Source organism: Paracoccus actinidiae, assembly GCF_030863885.1.
GTDB lineage: Bacteria > Pseudomonadota > Alphaproteobacteria > Rhodobacterales > Rhodobacteraceae > Paracoccus > Paracoccus everestensis.
The window spans coordinates 2,244,474-2,264,550 of sequence record NZ_CP132956.1 but is presented as its reverse complement, the minus strand read 5'-3'; the positions used below and the strand labels follow the sequence as shown (position 1 = coordinate 2,264,550).

At 61.1% G+C, this 20,077-nt stretch carries 20 protein-coding genes; 3 read left to right on the top strand and 17 right to left on the bottom strand.

Annotated features, from left to right (window positions below):
- Positions 1 to 80 precede the first annotated feature (80 nt).
- Positions 81 to 1,163, top strand: a complete 1,083-nt coding sequence (locus tag Q5701_RS11250; RefSeq protein ID WP_306755309.1) for a lactonase family protein — start codon at positions 81 to 83, stop codon at positions 1,161 to 1,163.
- Positions 1,164 to 1,235: 72 nt separating this feature from the next.
- On the opposite strand, the gene Q5701_RS11245 is transcribed toward Q5701_RS11250, so the two are convergent.
- The 12 genes from Q5701_RS11245 to Q5701_RS11190 are packed head-to-tail and all read right to left on the bottom strand — an operon-like array spanning position 1,236 to position 11,484.
- The gene (locus Q5701_RS11245) at positions 1,236 to 2,075 is read right to left on the bottom strand and encodes a fumarylacetoacetate hydrolase family protein (RefSeq protein WP_306755308.1); all 840 of its coding nucleotides are present in this window, start codon (positions 2,073 to 2,075) and stop codon (positions 1,236 to 1,238) included.
- A 14-nt stretch (positions 2,076 to 2,089) separates the two neighbouring features.
- The gene (locus Q5701_RS11240) at positions 2,090 to 2,839 is read right to left on the bottom strand and encodes an SDR family oxidoreductase (RefSeq protein WP_306755307.1); all 750 of its coding nucleotides are present in this window, start codon (positions 2,837 to 2,839) and stop codon (positions 2,090 to 2,092) included.
- 11 nt (positions 2,840 to 2,850) lie between these two features.
- On the bottom strand, positions 2,851 to 4,047 hold the full coding sequence (locus tag Q5701_RS11235) for a UxaA family hydrolase (protein ID WP_306755306.1): 1,197 nt from the start codon (positions 4,045 to 4,047) through the stop codon (positions 2,851 to 2,853).
- A complete protein-coding gene (locus Q5701_RS11230; RefSeq protein ID WP_306755305.1) occupies positions 4,044 to 4,358 on the bottom strand; it encodes a UxaA family hydrolase in 315 nt (104 codons plus the stop codon). The genes Q5701_RS11235 and Q5701_RS11230 overlap by 4 nt, the downstream gene beginning before the upstream one ends.
- Entirely contained in the window at positions 4,355 to 4,801 is a 447-nt protein-coding gene (locus tag Q5701_RS11225) for a MaoC family dehydratase (RefSeq protein ID WP_306755304.1), read from the bottom strand. The genes Q5701_RS11230 and Q5701_RS11225 overlap by 4 nt, the downstream gene beginning before the upstream one ends.
- Positions 4,794 to 5,840, bottom strand: coding sequence for a Gfo/Idh/MocA family protein (locus Q5701_RS11220; RefSeq protein ID WP_306755303.1), 1,047 nt, complete (start codon positions 5,838 to 5,840; stop codon positions 4,794 to 4,796). Before Q5701_RS11220 ends, Q5701_RS11225 begins: the two co-directional genes overlap by 8 nt.
- A complete protein-coding gene (locus Q5701_RS11215) occupies positions 5,830 to 6,159 on the bottom strand; it encodes an L-rhamnose mutarotase (RefSeq protein WP_306755302.1) in 330 nt (109 codons plus the stop codon). The genes Q5701_RS11220 and Q5701_RS11215 overlap by 11 nt, the downstream gene beginning before the upstream one ends.
- Positions 6,156 to 7,274 (bottom strand): mandelate racemase/muconate lactonizing enzyme family protein, encoded by a 1,119-nt coding sequence (locus tag Q5701_RS11210; RefSeq protein ID WP_306755301.1) that lies wholly within the window; start codon positions 7,272 to 7,274, stop codon positions 6,156 to 6,158. The genes Q5701_RS11215 and Q5701_RS11210 overlap by 4 nt, the downstream gene beginning before the upstream one ends.
- A gap of 1 nt (position 7,275) precedes the next feature.
- Positions 7,276 to 8,361 (bottom strand): ABC transporter ATP-binding protein, encoded by a 1,086-nt coding sequence (locus Q5701_RS11205; RefSeq protein ID WP_306755300.1) that lies wholly within the window; start codon positions 8,359 to 8,361, stop codon positions 7,276 to 7,278.
- Between the two features lie 2 nt (positions 8,362 to 8,363).
- On the bottom strand, positions 8,364 to 9,230 hold the full coding sequence (locus Q5701_RS11200) for a carbohydrate ABC transporter permease (protein ID WP_306755299.1): 867 nt from the start codon (positions 9,228 to 9,230) through the stop codon (positions 8,364 to 8,366).
- Between the two features lies 1 nt (position 9,231).
- Positions 9,232 to 10,128 (bottom strand): carbohydrate ABC transporter permease, encoded by an 897-nt coding sequence (locus tag Q5701_RS11195; protein ID WP_306755298.1) that lies wholly within the window; start codon positions 10,126 to 10,128, stop codon positions 9,232 to 9,234.
- A gap of 57 nt (positions 10,129 to 10,185) precedes the next feature.
- On the bottom strand, positions 10,186 to 11,484 hold the full coding sequence (locus Q5701_RS11190) for an ABC transporter substrate-binding protein (protein ID WP_306755297.1): 1,299 nt from the start codon (positions 11,482 to 11,484) through the stop codon (positions 10,186 to 10,188).
- Positions 11,485 to 11,604: 120 nt separating this feature from the next.
- On the opposite strand from Q5701_RS11190, the gene Q5701_RS11185 reads away from it, so the two are divergent.
- Positions 11,605 to 12,441, top strand: coding sequence for an amidohydrolase family protein (locus tag Q5701_RS11185; RefSeq protein ID WP_306755296.1), 837 nt, complete (start codon positions 11,605 to 11,607; stop codon positions 12,439 to 12,441).
- Between the two features lie 280 nt (positions 12,442 to 12,721).
- On the opposite strand, the gene Q5701_RS11180 is transcribed toward Q5701_RS11185, so the two are convergent.
- The 5 genes from Q5701_RS11180 to Q5701_RS11160 form a co-directional block, all read right to left on the bottom strand.
- Complete coding sequence (locus Q5701_RS11180) at positions 12,722 to 14,164, bottom strand: NAD-dependent succinate-semialdehyde dehydrogenase (protein ID WP_306755295.1); 1,443 nt, start codon at positions 14,162 to 14,164, stop codon at positions 12,722 to 12,724.
- A 24-nt stretch (positions 14,165 to 14,188) separates the two neighbouring features.
- On the bottom strand, positions 14,189 to 14,944 hold the full coding sequence (locus Q5701_RS11175; protein ID WP_306755294.1) for an IclR family transcriptional regulator: 756 nt from the start codon (positions 14,942 to 14,944) through the stop codon (positions 14,189 to 14,191).
- Between the two features lie 93 nt (positions 14,945 to 15,037).
- On the bottom strand, positions 15,038 to 16,114 hold the full coding sequence (locus tag Q5701_RS11170) for an extracellular solute-binding protein (protein WP_306755293.1): 1,077 nt from the start codon (positions 16,112 to 16,114) through the stop codon (positions 15,038 to 15,040).
- 29 nt (positions 16,115 to 16,143) lie between these two features.
- The gene (locus Q5701_RS11165; protein WP_306755292.1) at positions 16,144 to 17,925 is read right to left on the bottom strand and encodes an ABC transporter permease subunit; all 1,782 of its coding nucleotides are present in this window, start codon (positions 17,923 to 17,925) and stop codon (positions 16,144 to 16,146) included.
- Positions 17,922 to 19,070: an ABC transporter ATP-binding protein gene (locus Q5701_RS11160; protein ID WP_306755291.1), complete on the bottom strand. Its 1,149-nt coding sequence runs from the start codon at positions 19,068 to 19,070 to the stop codon at positions 17,922 to 17,924. The genes Q5701_RS11165 and Q5701_RS11160 overlap by 4 nt, the downstream gene beginning before the upstream one ends.
- A 224-nt stretch (positions 19,071 to 19,294) precedes the next feature.
- On the opposite strand from Q5701_RS11160, the gene Q5701_RS11155 reads away from it, so the two are divergent.
- Positions 19,295 to 20,071 (top strand): CoA transferase subunit A, encoded by a 777-nt coding sequence (locus Q5701_RS11155; RefSeq protein WP_306755290.1) that lies wholly within the window; start codon positions 19,295 to 19,297, stop codon positions 20,069 to 20,071.
- Positions 20,072 to 20,077 lie beyond the last annotated feature (6 nt).

The window sequence follows — 20,077 nt, the reverse complement described above, 5'->3', positions numbered from 1 at the left end:
GGTGGAGGATGCTTGGTGATTGACGCCTTGGGGTCAATCGCGTTCAAGTGCAATCACTGTTTTCACATATGGAATGAGACATGTCGCAGAACCTGCTTCTATTCGTGGGTACGCTGAACCGCGAAACGCCCTACTTCCAAGGTGCGCGTGGAAACGGGCTGCGCGTCCTTTGCCTGGATGAGACAACACTGCAAACCCGTGACATTGCCGGATGGCCGCATGTGGATAATCCGACATATCTATCCGTGACGGCCGACGGAAGCCGCATCTATGTCAATTCCGAGGTTGCCGAATGGCGCGAGGGTCTGGTAACCGCCTTGGCCTTCGACCGTGCGGCGGGTCGACTGGATTACTTGAACTGCCAGCCAACGCTGGGCAGCATCACGGCCCACAATGCGATTTCGCGCGATGGGCAGCGGTTGTTCGTCGTCAACTATACCGTCGGCGAAGGTGGACCGGACCAGTCCATTGCGATCTTCGACCTGCTGCCCGATGGGCGGCTGTCGCCTGCCGCTGCCAGCATGGCGCATGCGGGCCGAGGGCCGGACCCGCTGCGGCAGGAACGCGCCCATGCCCACAGCGTTGCGGAAATGCCGGACGGGCTGCTGATCGTTGCGGACCTAGGCTGCGATCAGCTGGTGACCTATCGCGCCACCCGCGATGGATTGCAACGGATGGCAGCGACCAACACCGCGCCTGCTTCCGGGCCGCGACACATGGCAGTCCGCGGGCAGTTTGTCTTTACCGCAAATGAGTTGAACTCAACCGTTACCGCCCACGCGCTGGACACGGGCACCGGAACGCTGACCCTTGTCGATGCGCAGCCGACGGTGCCGGAGGGCGCGGGTGCTGGCAACCACTGCTCGGATATCGGGCTCTCGGCCGACGGGCGCTTTCTTTATGTCGGCAACAGGGGTCATGACAGCGTGGCCGTCTTTGCGGTCGAGCATGCAGGCCGCCTAACGCCGCGCGGGACGGTGCCGTCCGGCGGACAGACACCGCGAAACCTTGCCCTGACGCCGTCCGGCCGTCACCTGCTGGTTGCAAACCAGAACAGCGATCGGATCAGCATCCTTGCGCGCAATGGCGACAGCGGGGCGCTGACCGACACCGGAACATCGATCGACATCGGCACACCGATGTGCATCAGGTTTGCGACCTGACGCAGCCAAGAGACGTTAACATAATGGCAGGCGGGAACCCGGGGGCATGGAGCCCCCGTCTTTCTCCTGCCCTCAGTCGTCGTCGATGCAGACCTGGTGCTGTTCGCCCAAGCCTGCGATGCCCAGGCTGACCTTGTCGCCCGCCTTCAGATAGCGCGGCGGCTTCATGCCCAGCCCCACACCCGGGGGCGTCCCGGTCGAGATGACGTCCCCCGGATGCAGCGTGAAGAACTGCGACAGATAGCTGACCAGGAACGGGATCTGATAAACCATCGTCGCGGTGGATCCGTCCTGGACCGTTTCGCCGTTCACAGTCAGCCACATGTGCAGGTCATGCGGATCGGCCACCTCGTCTCGCGTCACCAGCCACGGGCCGAGGGGGCCGAAATTGTCGGAAGACTTGCCCTTGGACCATTGCCCCGCGCGTTCGATCTGGTAGGCGCGTTCGGACACGTCGTTGCAGACGCAGTAGCCCGCGACATGATTCATGGCATCGGCCTCGGAGACGTACTTTGCCTTTTTGCCGATAACAAAAGCCAGCTCGACTTCCCAGTCGGTCTTTTCCGATCCGCGGGGAATGATGATCGGGTCGTGCGGGCCGCAGATCGCACTCGTGTATTTCGCGAAGATTACCGGCTCGGGCGGAACCTCCATGCCGGATTCAGCGGCGTGGTCGGAGTAGTTCAGGCCGATGCAAATGAACTTGCCGACCTGACCCACGCAGGCTCCAAGGCGCGGATCGCCCTCTACCAGCGGTAGACTGGCTGGGTCGATGGACAACAGGCCGGACAGATCGGCCAGAACGTCGCCGGCGATATCGGACACATGGGCCGACAGGTCGCGGATGCGGCCCTCGGCGTCGATCAAGCCGGGTCTTTCGGCACCACGTTCGCCATAGCGGACAAGCTTCATGATTGGTCCTTTCGTCAGATGGTCCAGCCGCCATCGATGGCGATCAACTGGCCGGTGGTATAGGCTGACTCATCAGCCGCGAGATAGGCGACAAGGGCGGCAATTTCCTCGGCCGTGCCGATGCGCCCCATCGGCTGGCGCCCGATGAAGGCCGCCAGTGCGGCTTCGTAATCGCCCGTGTCGCGCAACCGCTGGTGCATGGAGGGGCTGTCGACCGTGCCGGGACAAACGGCGTTGCAGCGGATGCCCTGCTTGACATAGTCCTGCGCGACTGCCTTCGTCATGCCTCCGACCGCGGCCTTCGACGCGGAATAGATGAAGCGGTTGACCGGCGCCGTGATCGGACCCGCCACCGACGCCATGTTGATGATCGATCCGCTGCCCTGACCGATCATGCCTGGCAGAACGGCCCGCATCATCCGGTACATGGCCTTGCAGTTCAGATCGAACGCGAAATTCCAGTCGTCTTCGGTGGATTTCAGGATGTCGCCGGCGTGGACCACGCCCGCGCAGTTGAACAGCACGTCGATGCGGCCCGCTTCCTCGACGATTGCCGCGATCGCGCCCGGGTCCAGGACATTCAGCACCCTGGTCGTCATTCCTTGGCCCGCCAAATCGGCCAGCAGGTCGCCATCCACGTCCGTTGCCAGAACCTCCGCGCCTTCGGCGGCCATGCGGAGGGCGGTGGCCCTGCCAATCCCCTGACCTGCGGCGGTGATCAAGGCGCGCTTGCCCGACAGTCTTTGCCCCAACAATCCTTGCATTGCGTGATCCTTCATGCTGCGCACGGCAGGCAGGCCGGGCCGATCGGTTCGAATGACTTGTAGGTCAGTATGAATTCGCGATGGCCCAACTCTTCGGACCTGGTCTGCTGACCGCTGGCCACGGCCACGACCAGATCGCGAATTTCCTGACCTACCTGGTCAATGCTGCGTTTGCCCTCGATGATGTCGCCCGCGTTGACGTCCATGTCCTCGGCCAGAGCGCGATAAGTGTCGGGGTTCGCGCAGATCTTTATGACAGGCGAAATCGCGGACCCGACCACCGATCCGCGCCCGGTCACGAACAGCGACAAATGTGCCCCGGATGCAATCATCTCGACGATTTCCGCATTGTCGCTGATGTTCGGAAAGCCGAAGCGAACCTCTCCGTCGGGCACCACGTCCATCAGGTAAAGCCCGCCCGCCGGTGGAATGTCCCCCGGCTTGATCAGCCCCGAGATCGGGCTGTCGCCGGATTTGACGTATGCGCCCAGCGATTTCTCCTCGATGGTCGACAGCCCGCCGGCAGCATTTCCCGCTGCAAAGGAGCCGTAGCCCAGCGTCGCATAGTAGCGTTCCGCCTTCTGCACGCTTTCACGCAGAAGCTGGCCCAGTTCCGGTGTCACTGCACGGTCGGCCATGATGTCCTCGCAGCCTATCAACTCGCCGGTTTCCTCGAAGATGCAGGCGGCACCCTCGGCCACCAGCAGGTCGAAGGCACGACCCGCCGCAGGATTGCCCGAGATCCCCGAGGTGCCGTCAGATCCCCCGCACACAGTGCCAATAATCAGGTCCGACACGGCCATCGGCACGCGCGGCACATAGGCAATCTGGTCCAGCGCTTGCGTGATCCAGTCTACGCCCGCCTGAACGGTCGAACGGGTTCCGCCCGCCTTCTGGATCACCAGCGTCTTCACCGGCCGCCCGGAAGCATCCACCGCATTGGCAGCCCGCACCTTATCGAAGCTTTCGCAGCCCAGGCTGACGAACAGAACCGCGCCAACATTCGGATGCGTGCAAAGACGCTCCATCATTCGGGCTGCGTAGTCATTTGGATAGCAGCCCGGAAAGCCGATCAGTTGCACGTCCCGATCACGGAAGCGCGCGACGATTTCCGATGCCACGAAATGCGCGCATTCGACCAGATAGGCCACGATCACCGTGTTGCGGATTCCCTTGCGCCCGTCAGCGCGTAGCCAGCCCTGCATCATAGCGACACCCCAGCTGATATGCCGTCCGCATCCTGCAAAGCGTGTGTCGCCGTATAGGCGGAACGGATGTTGTGGACATGGACGTGATCGCCCGCCGCGATGTCGGCAGTGGCGAGGCCGATCGGCATGCCGTATTTCAGGATCACGTCGTGTGCCGCAATAGGATGGCGGGCGATCTTGTGCGCCATCGGGATCGTCCGGGACAGGGTCACGGTGCCGCCCTCAAGCGCGATCTGCATTCCTTCGGGTGCATTGGCACGGGCGACCAGAACATTATCCTTGTCCGACAGCAGCAGGAAGGGCCCGGTCATGGCCGCATCTCGACCATGTAGATATGGTCCGCCACGAGGGCCGTTTCGCCCGTCTGCTTGGTGACGGTCAGGCGTTCCACGACGCGGCCATATCCAGGGCGCTTCTCCATCGGCTCCTTTGCAATGATCTCGACCGCTGATTGGATGGTATCGCCAATGAAGACCGGCTTCACGAAACGCATCCGGTCGTAGCCATAGGAAAAGGCGACCGGGTTGATGATTGTGGCGGTCAGCCCAACGCCGATGGTGAAGACCATTGTTCCATGGGCGATGCGCTGACCGAACGGTAGCGTCTTGCAGAATTCCGCATCCAGATGGTGAGGAAAGAAGTCGCCCGAATGGCCCGCATGGACCACGAAATCGGTTTCCGTGATGGTGCGGCCGACGGTGGTGCGGCCCTGCCCTATTTCATAGTCCTCGAAATATGTCGTCTGCTCAAGCATCGGGTGAAGTCCTGATCGGATGCGCCGGTCTGGCGCTGCTTTCATAGGCGGCCTCGACCAAGGCCATGGTGTGCCAGGCGTCCTCGACGCTGCCCTGCAGGGTTGCGTCCTCGCCCACGGCAAAGCGCATCACCTGCGTCATGCGGGCGGTAAAGGCGTCCGGGAACCAGTTGCCCGCCAAAGGCACCTGCCGCCAGTCGCCATCGACGTTCAGCCAAAGCCCGTCCGGCTCACCATTCGGGTAGTCCAGGTTCACGCCCAGCTTCATCCAGGCCGCGCCCTTCGTGCCGCAGATACGGAACTCGCACGCCTGGAATTTGCGGCCAAAGGTGTGGTTGTGGTTGATCGACAAAGCCGCCCGCGCGCGGTCGCCATAGTCCAGGATCATGGCCGTGCGCGTGTTCGAGACAGTGGAAGACGGATGGCCCATTGTCTTCGCATGAACACCCTGAGGGCTGCCCAGCAGGTCCCGGACCAGATCAAGGTAATGGATGGAATGCAGCAGGATTTCGACGCGCGGCAGGTCGGCCAGAAAGGCCCACAGGTGCCATGGCGTGTCCAGCGCCAGCCAGGCGTCGAAATCGACGACATCGCCCAGCAGGCCCCTGCCGATCGCGTCCTTGAGCGCCAGCGACATGGGGGCGAAGCGAAGCTGGAAGTTCACGGCTGCCTTCAGGTTCCGCGCGCGACAGATGCGGATGATGTCGTTCGCCGCCGCCAGATCGCTGCCCATTGGCTTCTGGATCAGGACAACCGCGTCTTCGGGAAGCCGGTTCAGGATGCCGGGAATGGCGGCAGGCGGCACGGCCAGGTCATAGACTGCCCGGGTGCCAAGCGCCAACGCTTGCTCCATACAGTCAAAGGCATGGCCCAGCTTCGCGGCCTTGGTGTGGTCGAGGTCGAAGATGCCGGCGACAGTGAAACCCGCTGCCCGATAGGCCGGCAGATGCGCGTCCGAAACGATGGATCCCGCCCCGAAGATGACGATGGGCAGGCTGCGCGATGGCGTGGCGACAGTCTGGCGCAGGTCAATCGGCATGGAAGACCTCGGTCATCTCGGCCCACCATTCGCCATTCGGACGAGTGTCCAGCGGTCTTTGCAACGGCTTGTTGATGGCCCACCACCGCTGCGTTGCGGGGTCTTCGGCCATTCGGGCCATGTCGGCTTCGTAGTCGCTGCCGTGATACTCGAAATAGGAGAACAGCAGGTTCTCGGGTTCCTTGAGGAAGATCGAGTAGTTGCGGATGTTACACGCGGCAATCCTGGCCAGCACGCTGGGCCAGACAGCGGCGTGCAGCGCGCGATACTGGGCCTTGCCGTCTTCGGACAGGCCGATAACCGATGCGTAGCGCTTCATTCGGCATCCTCCGTGATGGTCAGGCGCGACCCTTCCATGGTCCGCGCGCGCAGGCTGTCGTCGTCCCATGCGATCCCAAGGCCGGGCGCGGTCGGCGCGATCGCCATGCCGCCGTTGCGGGTCATGGGTGCCGCGATGTCATCAAGCTGCGGGATATATTCCAGCCAGGGCGCATTCGGCACCGCGCAGACGAGGCTGACGTGAAGCTCCATCAGGAAGTGCGGGCAGATGTGCAGGTTATGGGCCTCGGCCAGATGCGCGACCTTCAGCCAAGGCGTGATCCCGCCTACCCGGGCCACGTCTGCCTGCACGATCCCGCAGGCCCCGGCGGCGACGTAATCCGCGAACTGGCCCGGCGAATAAAGGCTTTCGCCCACCGCGATGGGAACGCGAGACTGGCGGGTCAGGCGCGCATGGCCCGCGAGGTCGTCGGCGGGCAGCGGCTCCTCGAACCAGGCGATGTTCAGCGATTCGAGGAGCGGCAGCCGTCGGGCGGCTTCCGGCCCCGTCATCGACTGGTTGGCATCCGTCATGATCTCGTAGTCGTCGCCAACCGCCTCGCGCACCGCCGACAGCCGCGCCGCATCGCCCGCGACCGAGGGCTTGCCGATCTTGATCTTGGACCCGTGGAAGCCCGCCTCGCGCATGGCCCGCGCGTCATCGACCAGGGCGGCAGGCTCCAGATGCAGCCAGCCGCCCTCCGTCGAATACATGGGCACGGCGGATTTCGCCCCGCCCGCCAGCACATGCAGCGGCAGGCCGGTGCGCCGCCCCCGCAGATCCCACAGCGCGGTATCGATGGCGGCCAAGGCCAGCGACATGATCGGTCCGACTGCCGTTGCATGACTGCAGAACAGCAGATCGCGCCAGACCTGTTCGATCAAGTCGCCGTCGCGCCCCATCAGGGCAGGCAGCAGCGTACGCTCAAGCAGGGACAAGATCGCATGGCCGCCGTCGCCGATGGTATAGGAATAGCCCACGCCCGAGGCGCCTTCGGCGTCGGTCACGCGGATGAAGATGGTTTCCTGGGACTTGAAGCTCTGGATCGCGTCGGTGCGGCGGACCTTCGGCTCCAGATCGACAAGAAACGCCTCAGCCTGGGTGATGCGCGGCATGTCAGGTCCTCAGGCTGGCGCCAGTGTCGGCGTCGAACAGGTGGCACTTGTCCAGCGTGATGCCAAAGCGCAGGCGCTCGCCCGAGGTGACGGGCCGCGGGTTCAGCATCTTCGCCTGAACCTCGGTCCCGGCCAGCGTGGCGAACAGCAGCGTCTCCGTGCCAAGCGGTTCTGTCAGCGTGACCGGCATGTCGATGTAGGCCATGTGGGCGGTCGGCGGCAGCGAATGCCCCTCGGGCATGATGTTGTCGGCGCGGATGCCCAGCTGGACGCGACGGCCTTCGGCAACCTGCAAGGCCGGCGGCACAGGGATCGGCGTGCCATCTGCCAGCAGCACCCGGCCCGCCTGAACGGTCCCGGGCAGCAGGTTCATCGGAGGCGATCCGATAAAGGTCGCGACAAAGCTGTTCGCGGGATCCTCGAACACCTCCAGGGGCGTGCCCACCTGCACGATGTGGCCATCGCGCATGATGACGATGCGGTCGGCCAGTGTCATCGCCTCGACCTGGTCATGCGTGACATAGATCACGGTCGAGCCGACCTTCTGGTGCAGCTTCTTGATTTCGACCCGCATCTGGGTGCGCAGCTTGGCGTCCAAGTTCGACAAGGGCTCGTCGAACAGGAAAACATCGGGTTGGCGGACGATGGCGCGTCCCATCGCGACGCGCTGGCGCTGCCCGCCCGACAGCGCGCCGGGCTTGCGGTCCAGCAGCGGCGTCAGCGCCAGGATGCCTGCGGCCTCGTCCACGGCTGAATCGATCTCGGCCTGCGGGCGCCTTGCGATTTTGAGGCTGAAGCCCAGATTTTCCCGCACCGTCATATGCGGGTAAAGCGCATAGTTCTGGAACACCATCGAGATGTTGCGGTCGCGCGGCGGCAGGTCGTTCACCACCCGGTCGCCGATCACGACCTGGCCGTCCGATATTTCCTCCAGTCCCGCGACCATGCGCAGGGTCGTCGATTTGCCGCAGCCGGACGGTCCCACAAGAACCACAAACTCGCCGTGTGTAATGTCGAGGTTGATGGCATGCACGACATCCAGCGCGCCATAGCGCTTGACGACATCTTTCAGGTGAACCTGGGCCATGATTATCCTTTCACCCCGCCAAAGGTCAGACCGGCGATCAGGTGTTTCTGCACGATAAAGGTCAGCACCAGCGCGGGCAGGATCATCAGGACCGCCAACGCACACATGCCGCCCCAGTTGAGCGTGAACTGCGACGTGAAATCCAGCAGCCCCACCGGCATGGTCTTGGAGTTGACGGATCGAGTCAGCTGGCTGGCCAGCGCGTATTCGTTCCAGCTGGTCAGGAAGGCGAAGATGCCGGCCGAAGCGATGCCCGCTCGAGCCACGGGAAATTCCACCCTCCAGAAGGCCTGCCAGCGGGTGCAGCCGTCGATCTCGGCGGCCTCGGCCAGTTCCTTGGGCACCTGCCGGAAGAAACCGTCGATCAGCCAGATCGTAAAGGGCACGTTCATCGCCACATAGACCAGGATCAGCCCGAAATGCGTGTCGATGATGCCGGTTCGCCCGAAGAGGATGAACAACGGTAGGGACAACGCGACCCCCGGCACCGCACGCGAAGCCATCAGCACGACAAAGGCGGTGGCCTTGCGCTTGAACTTGAAGCGCGCGAAGGCATAGCCGCCTGCCATCCCGACCAGCAGGGCAATCACCGTGGAGGTGATGGACACGATCAGCGAGTTTCGGAAATAGGACCAGACCGGCACGCCGCCCTCGCCCGCGCCACCGAACATAGCGCGATAGTGGTCCAGGTTCAGTTCGTTCGGGATCCAGACGGGCGGCTTGGCCATGATCTCGACCGTGGGACGGAACGAATTCAGCACCACCCACAGGCCCGGCAGGCAGATGATCGTCATCGCAAGGAACAGCCCGATCAGATGGCCCGCGCGCAGCAGGCGTTTGTTCAGGCGGTGGCGGGATATGGTTGCCATGTCAGTCAGCCATCCCCAGTTCGTGCCGGGCGCGCTGCAGCTTCAGGAAGAAATAAACGGTAAAGGCGAAGGACAGCAGGATCGCGACATAGCCCATGGCATTGGCATAGCCCATACGGGCATCGACATAGCCGGTTCGCCCAATCAGGGTCCACAAAAGCTCGGTCCGCCGCGCCGGGCCGCCGTTGGTCATCACCTGCACGATGTCATAGGCCCGCGCCACGTCCAGCGAACGGATTGCCATGGCGATATAGATGAAGGGCATCAGGAACGGCAGCGTCACGAAACGGAAGCTCTGCCAGGGCGAACAGCCATCGACCTTCGCGGCCTCCAGCGGGTCCTGCGGGATCGCATAAAGCCCCGCCAGGATCAGGATCGCGAACACGGAGGTCGAGGTCCAGACCTCGGCGCAGATGATCGCGAACAAAGCCAGGTTGCCATCGACGAGCCACGGGATCGCCACATCGGTAAGGCCCAGCGACTGCAGCGCGTTGTTCACCAGCCCGACGTTGTCGTTGAAGATGAACTTGAACTGGAAGCCCACCAGGATAGGCGAGAACATCATCGGAAACATCATCGCCGTGCGCAGCAGCCGCTGGCCCTGCGTGACCTTAGACACCATCAAGGCAAGGCCGAGGCCCAGCAACATTTCAAGGTTCAGCGCGATCGTCAGCAGCAGCACCGTGCGCCCGAAGGCCGCCCAGAAGTTGGCATCCGTCAGCGCCTTCTCGTAGTTGAATGGAAAGTTGATCTTCCACAGGCTGTCCGGGCGCGTCAGGTGATAAGGCGTAAAGCTGGAATACAGCGACAACAGCAGCGGGATCAGCACCACCGCGGCAATGATGATGAAGGCCGGCAGCAAGAGGACCAGCCAGGGTGGCAGCTTCACGCGCGTCATAGGATTTCCGTGCTTGGGCGGACAAGGCGGGCGGGGCAAGTGCCGCCCGGTCATGCGTCAATAGACGCCGTTTTCCTGCATCAGGTCGTCCACTGCGTCGGCAGCATCCGCCAGCGCCTGTTCGGCCGTCTTATCGCCCAGGATCGCGGCTTGCAGTTCAGGATAGACAAGGTTCGTCGCCTCGATCCAATAAGGCGTCGGCGGCACAGCGAAGGCCGTCGCGGCGGTTTCCTGGAAGGCCGCAAGAACCTCGGACTTATAGGGATCGCCCTTGGCCTGTTCGATGACGTAATCCCAAACTGCCGTGCGCGAGGGCAGCGGGCCTGCCGCGGATTCCAGCTTCTGGCTGTCCTCGTTGGTGAGGAAATCGACAAGCGACGCCGCAGCCTCCTTGTCGGGGCAGTTCTCGGTCACGGAAAAGCCATGAAAGCCCGACCAGCCGGATCGTACGCCGGCTTCGCCCTTGGGTGCCGGCGCCACACCCACGTTGCCCGCCACCTTCGAGGATTTCGGGTCGTTGAAGAAACCTGACCAGCCGGGCCAATCCAGATTCAGCGCAACCGTTCCAGAGGCAAATCCGTTGCCCAGATCGTCCCACAGATAGTTCGTGGTTCCGGGCGGCACGGCACCGGCATTGTACAGCTCGACGAACCATTGCAGTGCCTTCGCACCTTCCGGCGAATTGAAGGCGGGCGAACCGTCCTCGTTCAGGAAGGTGCCCCCCTCGGCAACCAGCAACTCATAAAAGCGGCCGACGATGGCTTCATCCTTGCCGGCGAACTGCGTGCCATAGAAATTCGGCGGGGCGGCGAAGAACTCGGCCTGATCCTTGACCTGCGCCCAGGTTTCCGGAACGGCAAGATCATAGCCGTACTTGGCGGAAAAGGCCGTAGCCCGCTCCGCGTCCTCATAAAGCGACTTCTGGTAGTACAGGGCGGACACGTCGAACTGCGCCCGGGGCAGCATCACCAACCGGTCATCAAGCGTGGCGGCGGCGATGTTGCCGGGCACGAACCCCTGAATCGCTTCGGCAGGAACAAGCGCCGTCAGATCGGTGAACAATGTCGGATACTGCGAGGCAAAGGACGAATGATTGGAGCCGACGCACCAGCCGATCGTGTTGGCCGCAATGTCTGCCTTGTATTCCTTGTCGAGCTCGAAGTGGTTCTTCTGGCTGATGATGCTGACTTTGCCGCCAGTTGCAGCCTCCCAGTCCGAGATACGCGAATACAGCGCCTCGTACTGCTGGCCGCCGATCAGCTTGGCCTCGATGGTGATGCCAGCGAACTGGTCCTGAGCCGACGCACTGGTGGCCGCGACCATTGCCAGCACGCTTACGGATACAAGTCTTCTCATTAGTCTTCCCCCTCCCGGTTGCTGGCCTATCCCCCACGGCCAATAATTTCATATACAGAATTTTATTTTATGACTAAACGGGACTTGAGGCGGCAAGTCAAGCAGCCTTTGTGAGGACCGATGATCTTTGACACGCATCTGCATCTGATCGATCGAAAACGGCTGCGCTATCCATGGCTCGGCGACGTTCCCGCGCTGGACTGCGACTGGTCGCTTGCCGAATATCAAGCGATAGCAAGACGTATTGGCATCACAGACGCGCTGCATATGGAGGTCGATGTCGCCGAAACCGACATCGCCGCTGAAACTGCCTGGGTTGCTGAAATGATGACGCAGCCGGGCAGCCTGATCCGGGGCGCAATCAGCGCCGCAAGGCCAGAATTTCCGAGTTTCGCGTCATGGCTGGAGTCGGTGGACCGGACAATCGTCAAGGGAGTGCGCAGGGTGCTCCACGTTATGCCAGATGACCTGTCGCAGCAGCCCCTGTTCCGCGACAACATCCGGCGACTTGGCCCGGCCGGGCTAACCTTTGACCTATGCGTGCAGGCACGGCAGTTGCTGCTTGGCATTGCCTTGGCCGACGCCGCGCCCGACACGATCTTCATCCTGGATCATTGCGGCGTACCTGACATCGCAGGCCAGCAGTTCGCCTCCTGGGCTGCGGATATCGCGACGCTGGCTAAGCGCCCCAATGTCAATGTCAAGCTATCCGGGATCACTGCCTATACGGGAGGCGACTGGACCATTGGAACCCTGCATCCCTGGGTTCAGCACATCATCGATTGCTTTGGGCCGGCCCGCGTGGTCTGGGGTTCGGACAGCCCGGTCTGCAATCTACAATCGTCCTTGGAAGAGTGGGTCGCAACCAGCCATGCACTGCTTTCCGCTTTCTCGCACGGTGAACGAGCGGCCATGCTCGAGGATAATGCACGACGGCTCTGGCAGATCGTGCCTTGACGTCTCGGCAATGCAGCGTTCCAGCACACGTGCAGGAGGCCGCATCCGGAACCCTTGGCGCAATGCAATACGCGCGGTCTTCGGAAGCGCTGGCGGTCACCGTCAATTTTTGGAGTAGGCTTGGGTTGCGAGACTTGGGACCTGGAACGGGAGTGAGCCCTGCCTCCGGCTCCTAACGGGTGTTATGGAGCAGCTGAGGGGGTGTCTGCTAGCGCACCTTGCGGCACATTGCCTTTTATGACCCTGCGACCATAGAGCCAAAAACAATCAGATCTAGCAATTAGCTCGTTGTTTGTGTTACAAATTTTGTAACTAGATAAGCGCCGATCGCCTCAGAGCCCCCTTCGGTACCATAGCCGGATTCGCGTACACCGCCGAAGGGCACTTCAGGTAAAGCTAATCCCAAGTGGTTAATGGACGTCATACCAGCTTCAATTTCCAGTCCAAGCCTCTGCATTGCTTCAGCCGAGCGGGTAAACGCATAAGAGGCAAGGCCGAACGGCAGGCGGTTTGCCTCGGTGATAGCCTGGTCCAACGTTGCGAAGCGGTTGACTACCGCTATAGGTCCGAAAGGCTCCTCATGCATAATCCGCGCCGACAATGGCACTTCAGCCAAAACCGTAGGTGCAAAGAAATTTCCGCTATTGCCGATCCGCTCGCCCCCTGTGACTAGACGCGCGCCCTGCTCAACCGCATCTCCAACCAAGGCCTGCAATGTCGCTACCCGCCGGTCGTTAGCCAGTGGCCCCATCTGGACTCCTTCTTCAAATCCGTTGCCAACCTTGGCACCAGCCAGCGCCGCACTGAAATCCTGCAAGAACGGCTCGAACGCATCGCCTTGCACCAGAAAGCGCGTCGGTGAGACGCACACCTGTCCTGCATTGCGCAGCTTGCTGGCCGCCATAACCTTAGCCGAACGGGAGATATCAGCATCTTCGCAAACAATGACAGGCGCATGTCCCCCAAGTTCCATGGTGGCACGCTTCATGTGCCGACCCGCCAACGCTGCAAGATGCTTTCCAACGGGGGTTGACCCGGTAAAGGAAATCTTGCGGATGACCGGATGTGCGATCAGATACTCTGAAATCTCGGCTGGCACGCCGTAGACAAGGTTGATTACACCTGCAGGAACACCGGCATCGGCAAAGGCGCGGATCAGTTCGGCCGGTGAAGCCGGCGTTTCCTCTGGTGCCTTGATAACGATCGAACAGCCCGCGGCCAGAGCTCCCGAAAGCTTGCGGACCACTTGGTTGATTGGGAAATTCCAAGGCGTGAAGGCAGCCACAGGTCCAACAGGCAATTTCAGCACCATCTGAGTGACCGTCGTGGACCGCGACGGGATGATTTGGCCATAGGCGCGGCGGCCTTCCTCAGCAAACCAGTCGACAATGTCGGCGGCTGCTAGAATCTCGCCTCTGGCCTCGTTGAGTGGCTTACCCTGTTCGCCGGTCATGATTGCCGCAATTCCGTCGGCACGGTCGCGCAGCAGATCTGCTGCCTTGCGCATAAGGCGATAGCGACCAAAGACGCCGATCCCGCTCCAAGTCTTAAAGCCGCGTTCGGCCGCAGCCACTGCATCATCGAGATCAGCGGTTTCTGCATGTGCAACCGTACCGATCACGTCACCCGTGGACGGATCGGTCACCTCAATGGTGCGGCCGCCCTTGGCCCGGCGCCATGTGCCGTCGATGAACAATAGCGTGTTGGGATATTCGGAGGTCATAAGGTTCCTTTTGTTCAGACGACATTATGGGCGGGGGACATAGCCCAACGCCGCGGAAATCGCCCGCGCTGCGGCGACTACATGAGGTGCGATCTCTTTCAGCTGTTTGCGCTTGATACGAGAATCTGGTCCGGACATGCCAATGGCTCCCGCCAGTTCTCCCGATCTGTTGAGGATGGCACAGGCGCAAGCTGCGATACCGTCGCGCCACTCACCTTCCGATACGAGAGCATAACCCTGCTCCCGTGCAAGACGGATATCCTGTCGCAGTTCAGCTACACTCGTCCGCGTCGTGTCCGTATAGCGCACCATATGGCCATCAAAACGGTCTAGATATTCATCTGGCATGTAGGCCAACATCGCCTTGCCAGTGGCAACTGTATAGGCCGGTGCTCGGGCACCGACGCTGGTATGGGCCCGAATGTGATGGGCGCTTTCGATCTTGTCCAGATAAATGACTTCGACACCTTCCAGCATCGACAAATGCACCGTCTCTCCCGTCTGTTCGGCAAGCCGGATCATGGCCGAGCGGGCTACCTGGGTCAGATCCATGCGCCGGATGACATTATTTCCAAGTTCCCAAATCCGGGTCGTCAGCACATAGTGATTCTGTGGCGGCACCTGGCGAACATAACCCTGGGAAACCAAGGTCGCGAGCAAACGGTGCACGTTGCTTTTCGTCAGTTCCAAATCACTGGCCAGTTCTGTTATGCCGCGAGGCTGGTCACTTAACGCAAGCGCCTCTATCAACCGCAAACCCTTGATGAATGACTTGTCCATAGAGTCTGGTCTTTCTTTGCAGTCGCGGGCCGGTTGGCCCGCGATAAGGTTCATTCAAAGGCTGGAGCCGTTGCAAGCAAGTTGGCTTGGAGGTCAACCGGCCAACAGCGAGTTCAGACGCTCTTGACCATGTTCTTCATTGGTAGTCGTCCCCTGCCCCGATGCTGCACCCCAATAGTTGGGATCCCATTCGATTGCCTTGGCAAGGTTCTCGGGGTTGTTGGCCCAGTACTTGCTAATTTCCGGGTCGGCCTGTTCGAACACTAGGGGCGAGGGCAGTGCAACTGGATAGGTCGAGGTTAATTCTGCTGCGCGCTCAGCCTCCAAACGCCAAGAAAGCAGCTTCAGTGCGTTGTCATAGTTCGGGGCGTCCTTCGGAATAGCAAAGAAGTCGTAATACACGAAGCCTTGATTCCATTCGACATCCAGTGGCGCACCCTCAAGAGCAAGGATCGAGGACGATCCGGTGTAGGCCATGCACATGTCAGCCTCACCATCCAGCAGCAGTTGCGGGGCCTGAGCAGAGGTCGTCCACCACTTCGACACATGCGGCTTGATCTCCTCGATCTTCTTCAGCGCACGGTCCATGTCTATGGGGTAAAGATCCTCCTTGGCTACCCCATCTGCCATGAGCGCCGCCTCCATGACGAACCGCGGCCACGCAGGCAGGCAGCGTTTGCCCGGAAACTTCTCCACATCCCAGAAATCAGCCCAACTTGCGGGCTGGGCCTCGGCATAGACATCCGTGTTATAGACCATAGCAACACCGATAACCTGCAATGCCACTCCTTTGGGTCGCTTCAGGTTGTCCGGCATTGTGGCCAGGGTCTTCTGCGCGCCTTCCGACAACCTGGCATAGTCGATGTCTGCCAAGCAGCAGTCACCTAGCAGCTTGATTTCCTGGTCGAAGATGAAGGTCAGATCCCATTCAGTCTTGCCCGCCTCGACCTGAGCCTTGATACGGGGGCCTGATCGCGCCTCTTGCACGGTCACCACGTCGATACCAGTTTCTTCTTCAAAGGGATCATACATGACTTCACGAAGCGCGTCGCCGTAGGCGCCGCCCGGATCCTGCATGACCACTTCGCCCTCCGCCAGCGCAGCGCCAGGCAAAAGCGCGGTCATCGCTAACGCCGAGACCATCCCCGTCATTTTGTTCATACGCAACATTCTATCCTCCTCCATTGAATTTTCGTGATTCAGGCGGCTCGTCCCCTGGTCAGCACGGGCCGGGCCAAGATGATTCCACCCACGACCAGCAGCACTTCCAGCGTCGAAACGACGGCCAGGACCGGGTTTAGCTGATAGTTGATGTCTGCCCATAACATTAGCGGCAGAGTCTTCATGCGAGGGCTGGAGAGAAACAGCGACAATACCAGCTCGTCGAACGAATGCAGAAAAGCAAAGAACACGGCGGCTGCCAGCCCGGGCGCGATGGCGGGCAGGGTTACAGTGCGAAACACCGTCAGCGGCGATGCGCCATGGACGGCAGCGCCCTGCTCCAAACGCTGGTCCACCGCCTGCAACGACGCTGCGACGATCACAACGACGATCGGGATGCCACCTATGGCGTGGGCGGCAGCAAGGCCTAGATAGGTTCCCACTAGCCCCAGATGAAGGAACAGCGCGTAGAGCGACAGGCCCAGAACGACGGGCGGTACGATCATCGGGCTGACCAGCAGCAGCATCAAGGCGGACTTGTAGCGGATGTTGCTGCGCACGATCCCCATGGCGGCCGTAGCACCCAGAAAGACCGAAATCACGGCCGACAGCGACGCAATACCTGCCGAGTTCCAGAATGCCGCCATCCAGTTGCTGTCTGAGAAGAATTTGTCGTACCAGCGCAGCGACCAGTCGGGTGGCGGAAAGGTCAGATAGCTAGCCTTGCTAAACGAGATCACCATAACGACGATAATTGGTACGACTAGGGTGGCGATCACGAACCCACCCATGATGCGCACAGTCCAGTGCCCCCATCCGGCAGGCAGTTGCCCCATCAGGCGCAGCAGTGGCCAACCAATCAGATCGGCAAGTATCATGGCCGGTCCGCGACGCTGCTGACGCTTGCGGTTCACCAGTGTGCTATTAGACTGGGCCGCTCCGCCACCTAGCTTGTTGCCGCCCCAGATGAACTCGAACCCCATGATGCGGCCTGCGATACCCACCGCGATTAGCGTAATGACCAGCAGAACAACCGCTAAGGCCTGCAGGAATCCCTCGCCGGTGATGGAATCGGCCTGCTGGGTAATATGCATGGCGAACATTTGGTCGCCCGGGCCGCCCAGCAGCGTCGGCGTGATGAAAAAGCCCAACCCAGCCACGAAGACCAACAGGAAGCCCGCGCCGATCCCCGGCAAAGTGAGGGGCAGCAGGACGCGCCAGAATACCGCCAGCGGCCCCGCCCCTGAGGCCAACGCAGCGCGTGTTAGACTGTGATCCAGCCGGGCAACCGAGGCATAAATCGTCAAGACCATCAGCGGCAGCAGCACCGCCGTCATGGCTAGCAGGACGGACCCCCGATTGAACAGCAGCGCGAGCGGCGTGTCGATCAGGCCCAGTGTCTGCAGCAGCTTGTTGATCGGACCATTGCGACCCAGCAGCACCATCCAGGCATAGGTTCGGATCAGGATCGCAATAAAATAGGGAAGGATGACCGCAACAGCGATCAGCATCTGCAAGATGCCCCGCGTACTGTGAATCAGCAGCGCCGTTGGATAGCCCAGCAGGACACACAAGCAAGCGACCGTGAACGCGATCTGCATGGTCCGCAACAGCGATTCCCAATAAAGCGGGATGGAAAACACCCGCTCAAAGTGGGTAAGCCATGTGGGCCCTGACATGCTGACCCGGAATAGGTCGATCAGCGGCAACAGGTAGATAACGGACAGAAACAGCACCGCCGGTACCAGCAGCAGCACTGGAGATCTCAGCCGCTGCGCCAACCCGGATCGTTCAGCCAGAGCAAGGTTTATATCGCTCATGACAAAACCCAGCTCTCGCCCGCGCCCCAGCTGATATGGAGGCGCGTGCCAACCGGTGGCAGGTCACGCGCCGCGATGTCGGGGCAGCGGATCAGAAGAGTCTGCCCGTCGTCCAGCACAACCTCGATGCGCAGCAACTCGCCCAGGAACAAGGCAGAAGTAACAGTCGCGGGCAGGCAGCCAGGGACCGGTCCATCATGTAAGGCAATCCGCTCGGGACGGACTAGCACGGTCGCCTTGTCCCCCTGGACGCCATTGCGCGACTCCGCCTCGAAAATGTGTCCGCCGGGTGTGCGCAGTGTCACCATCCGTCCGTTGCGGCCTACTACCTGCGTGTCGATCAGGTTGCTTTCCCCAACAAACCCCGCGACAAAACGGCTTTGCGGACGGCGATAAATTTCGGCCGGTCGGGCGACCTGGACGATGTGGCCTGCATCCATCACCGCGATCCGGTCGGACATGGTCAGCGCTTCGGACTGATCATGGGTCACAAACAGGATTGTGCTGCCGATGGTTTGGTGCAGATCGCGGATCTCGATCTGAATCGACTCGCGGAGACGGCGATCCAACGCGCTCAGAGGTTCGTCCATCAGCACGACGCGTGGACGCATTACGATAGCACGGGCGATTGCCACGCGCTGCTGCTGTCCGCCCGACATCTGCGCAGGCAGCTTGGCCGCATGTTCGGATAGGCGCATCATTTCCAGCGTTTCTGCTACGCGGCGGTCGGTTGTTGCACGATCCATGCGCGCCATGCGCATCGGAAAGCCCACGTTCTGCGCCACCGTCATGTTCGGAAACAGCGCATAGCTTTGGAACACCATTCCGAAGCCGCGACGATGGGTTGGAACGTTCTGGATGGGGGCGCCATCGACAAGAATCTGCCCTCCATCAATGGTCTGGAACCCCGCGAGTAGGTTCAACAAGGTCGTCTTGCCGCTGCCCGAAGGGCCAAGCAACGTGATGAATTCACCGGGTTCGATATCCAGGCTGATGCGGTCTGCGGCCACAAAGGCGCCATACTTTTTAACAACATCACGGATCGCGATGCCCGCGCCGATCGTATCCGGTGAGCGTATGGTCTCGGCCGCTGCTGTTGCTGGCTTACCGAGACGCATTTCGCGCCGCGCCATTGTCTCCGCCATAGCCCCTCCTCGTTCCACATTATAGAACGTCATTCTGTATATTATAATTCAGCGTATCTTTGGTCTGTCAAGAAAATCTGTCGAGGCACATTTTTTCTCTGAAATGCAGACGAATTGACTTGCTTATAAAACTAGCCCTATGCTTAATTTAGAAAGCTGTTCTACCATACAGAACATCCGACTGGGGGAGCTCCGGAGACGCCATGGCAGACCAATTGCATTCCATGGTCGCCCGAATCAGTTCCGGGATGTCGGTTGCTCTGCCGGTCGATTACGCAGGTGTTTCCATGGCGATGACGCGACCATTGATTGATCATGGCGCAGGCGAACTGCATCTGATCTGCGTCCCGACTGGAGGCTTGCAGGTCGATCAACTGATCGGCGCCAGATTGGTTCGAAAGGTTGAGACGAGCGCCGTCTCATTGGGCGAAGCCGGTGGCGCACCGCGCTTCAACCAAGCTGTTCGCGAAGGCCGTATTGACGTCTTGGACGCAACCTGTCCCGCCATCCATGCCGGACTGATGGCTGCGCAGAAAGGCGTGCCGTTTATGCCGATGCGCGGGTTGATCGGTTCGGATGTGCTGGCGAACCGCGCCGATTGGCAGCTAATTGATAATCCCTTCGGAAAGGACGATCCCATCGCCCTTATCCCGGCAATTCGTCCCGACGTGGCGATCTTTCACGCCCCGGTGGCCGACCGGCAGGGAAACGTCTGGATCGGCCGGAGACGGGAACTGGCCGCCATGGCGTATGCCGCGACCGAAACACTGGTCACGGTCGAGCGCGTCGTGGAGCATAGCCTACTGGCCGACGAGACGACGGCCGCCGGCACCCTGCCTGCGCTTTACGTGACTGCGGTGGCAATAGCGCCGCGCGGTGCCTGGCCTTATGGGCTTTGGGGCGAGTATCCCACCGACACGGCCGAACTGAGCCGGTATGCCGCAGCAGCCCGCACGGATCAGGGCTTCGCCGAATATATGGCTTATGAGGTTCCGGCATGACCGTCC

Excerpts from the sequence above, each read along its gene's own strand:
- Q5701_RS11250 (WP_306755309.1), top strand. The coding sequence starts at position 81 with ATGTCGCAGAACCTGCTTCTATTCGTGGGTACGCTGAACCGCGAAACG.
- Q5701_RS11245 (WP_306755308.1), bottom strand. The coding sequence starts at position 2,075 with ATGAAGCTTGTCCGCTATGGCGAACGTGGTGCCGAAAGACCCGGCTTG.
- Q5701_RS11240 (WP_306755307.1), bottom strand. The coding sequence starts at position 2,839 with ATGCAAGGATTGTTGGGGCAAAGACTGTCGGGCAAGCGCGCCTTGATC.
- Q5701_RS11235 (WP_306755306.1), bottom strand. The coding sequence starts at position 4,047 with ATGATGCAGGGCTGGCTACGCGCTGACGGGCGCAAGGGAATCCGCAAC.
- Q5701_RS11230 (WP_306755305.1), bottom strand. The coding sequence starts at position 4,358 with ATGACCGGGCCCTTCCTGCTGCTGTCGGACAAGGATAATGTTCTGGTC.
- Q5701_RS11225 (WP_306755304.1), bottom strand. The coding sequence starts at position 4,801 with ATGCTTGAGCAGACGACATATTTCGAGGACTATGAAATAGGGCAGGGC.
- Q5701_RS11220 (WP_306755303.1), bottom strand. The coding sequence starts at position 5,840 with ATGCCGATTGACCTGCGCCAGACTGTCGCCACGCCATCGCGCAGCCTG.
- Q5701_RS11215 (WP_306755302.1), bottom strand. The coding sequence starts at position 6,159 with ATGAAGCGCTACGCATCGGTTATCGGCCTGTCCGAAGACGGCAAGGCC.
- Q5701_RS11210 (WP_306755301.1), bottom strand. The coding sequence starts at position 7,274 with ATGCCGCGCATCACCCAGGCTGAGGCGTTTCTTGTCGATCTGGAGCCG.
- Q5701_RS11205 (WP_306755300.1), bottom strand. The coding sequence starts at position 8,361 with ATGGCCCAGGTTCACCTGAAAGATGTCGTCAAGCGCTATGGCGCGCTG.
- Q5701_RS11200 (WP_306755299.1), bottom strand. The coding sequence starts at position 9,230 with ATGGCAACCATATCCCGCCACCGCCTGAACAAACGCCTGCTGCGCGCG.
- Q5701_RS11195 (WP_306755298.1), bottom strand. The coding sequence starts at position 10,128 with ATGACGCGCGTGAAGCTGCCACCCTGGCTGGTCCTCTTGCTGCCGGCC.
- Q5701_RS11190 (WP_306755297.1), bottom strand. The coding sequence starts at position 11,484 with ATGAGAAGACTTGTATCCGTAAGCGTGCTGGCAATGGTCGCGGCCACC.
- Q5701_RS11185 (WP_306755296.1), top strand. The coding sequence starts at position 11,605 with ATGATCTTTGACACGCATCTGCATCTGATCGATCGAAAACGGCTGCGC.
- Q5701_RS11180 (WP_306755295.1), bottom strand. The coding sequence starts at position 14,164 with ATGACCTCCGAATATCCCAACACGCTATTGTTCATCGACGGCACATGG.
- Q5701_RS11175 (WP_306755294.1), bottom strand. The coding sequence starts at position 14,944 with ATGGACAAGTCATTCATCAAGGGTTTGCGGTTGATAGAGGCGCTTGCG.
- Q5701_RS11170 (WP_306755293.1), bottom strand. The coding sequence starts at position 16,114 with ATGTTGCGTATGAACAAAATGACGGGGATGGTCTCGGCGTTAGCGATG.
- Q5701_RS11165 (WP_306755292.1), bottom strand. The coding sequence starts at position 17,925 with ATGAGCGATATAAACCTTGCTCTGGCTGAACGATCCGGGTTGGCGCAG.
- Q5701_RS11160 (WP_306755291.1), bottom strand. The coding sequence starts at position 19,070 with ATGGCGGAGACAATGGCGCGGCGCGAAATGCGTCTCGGTAAGCCAGCA.
- Q5701_RS11155 (WP_306755290.1), top strand. The coding sequence starts at position 19,295 with ATGGTCGCCCGAATCAGTTCCGGGATGTCGGTTGCTCTGCCGGTCGAT.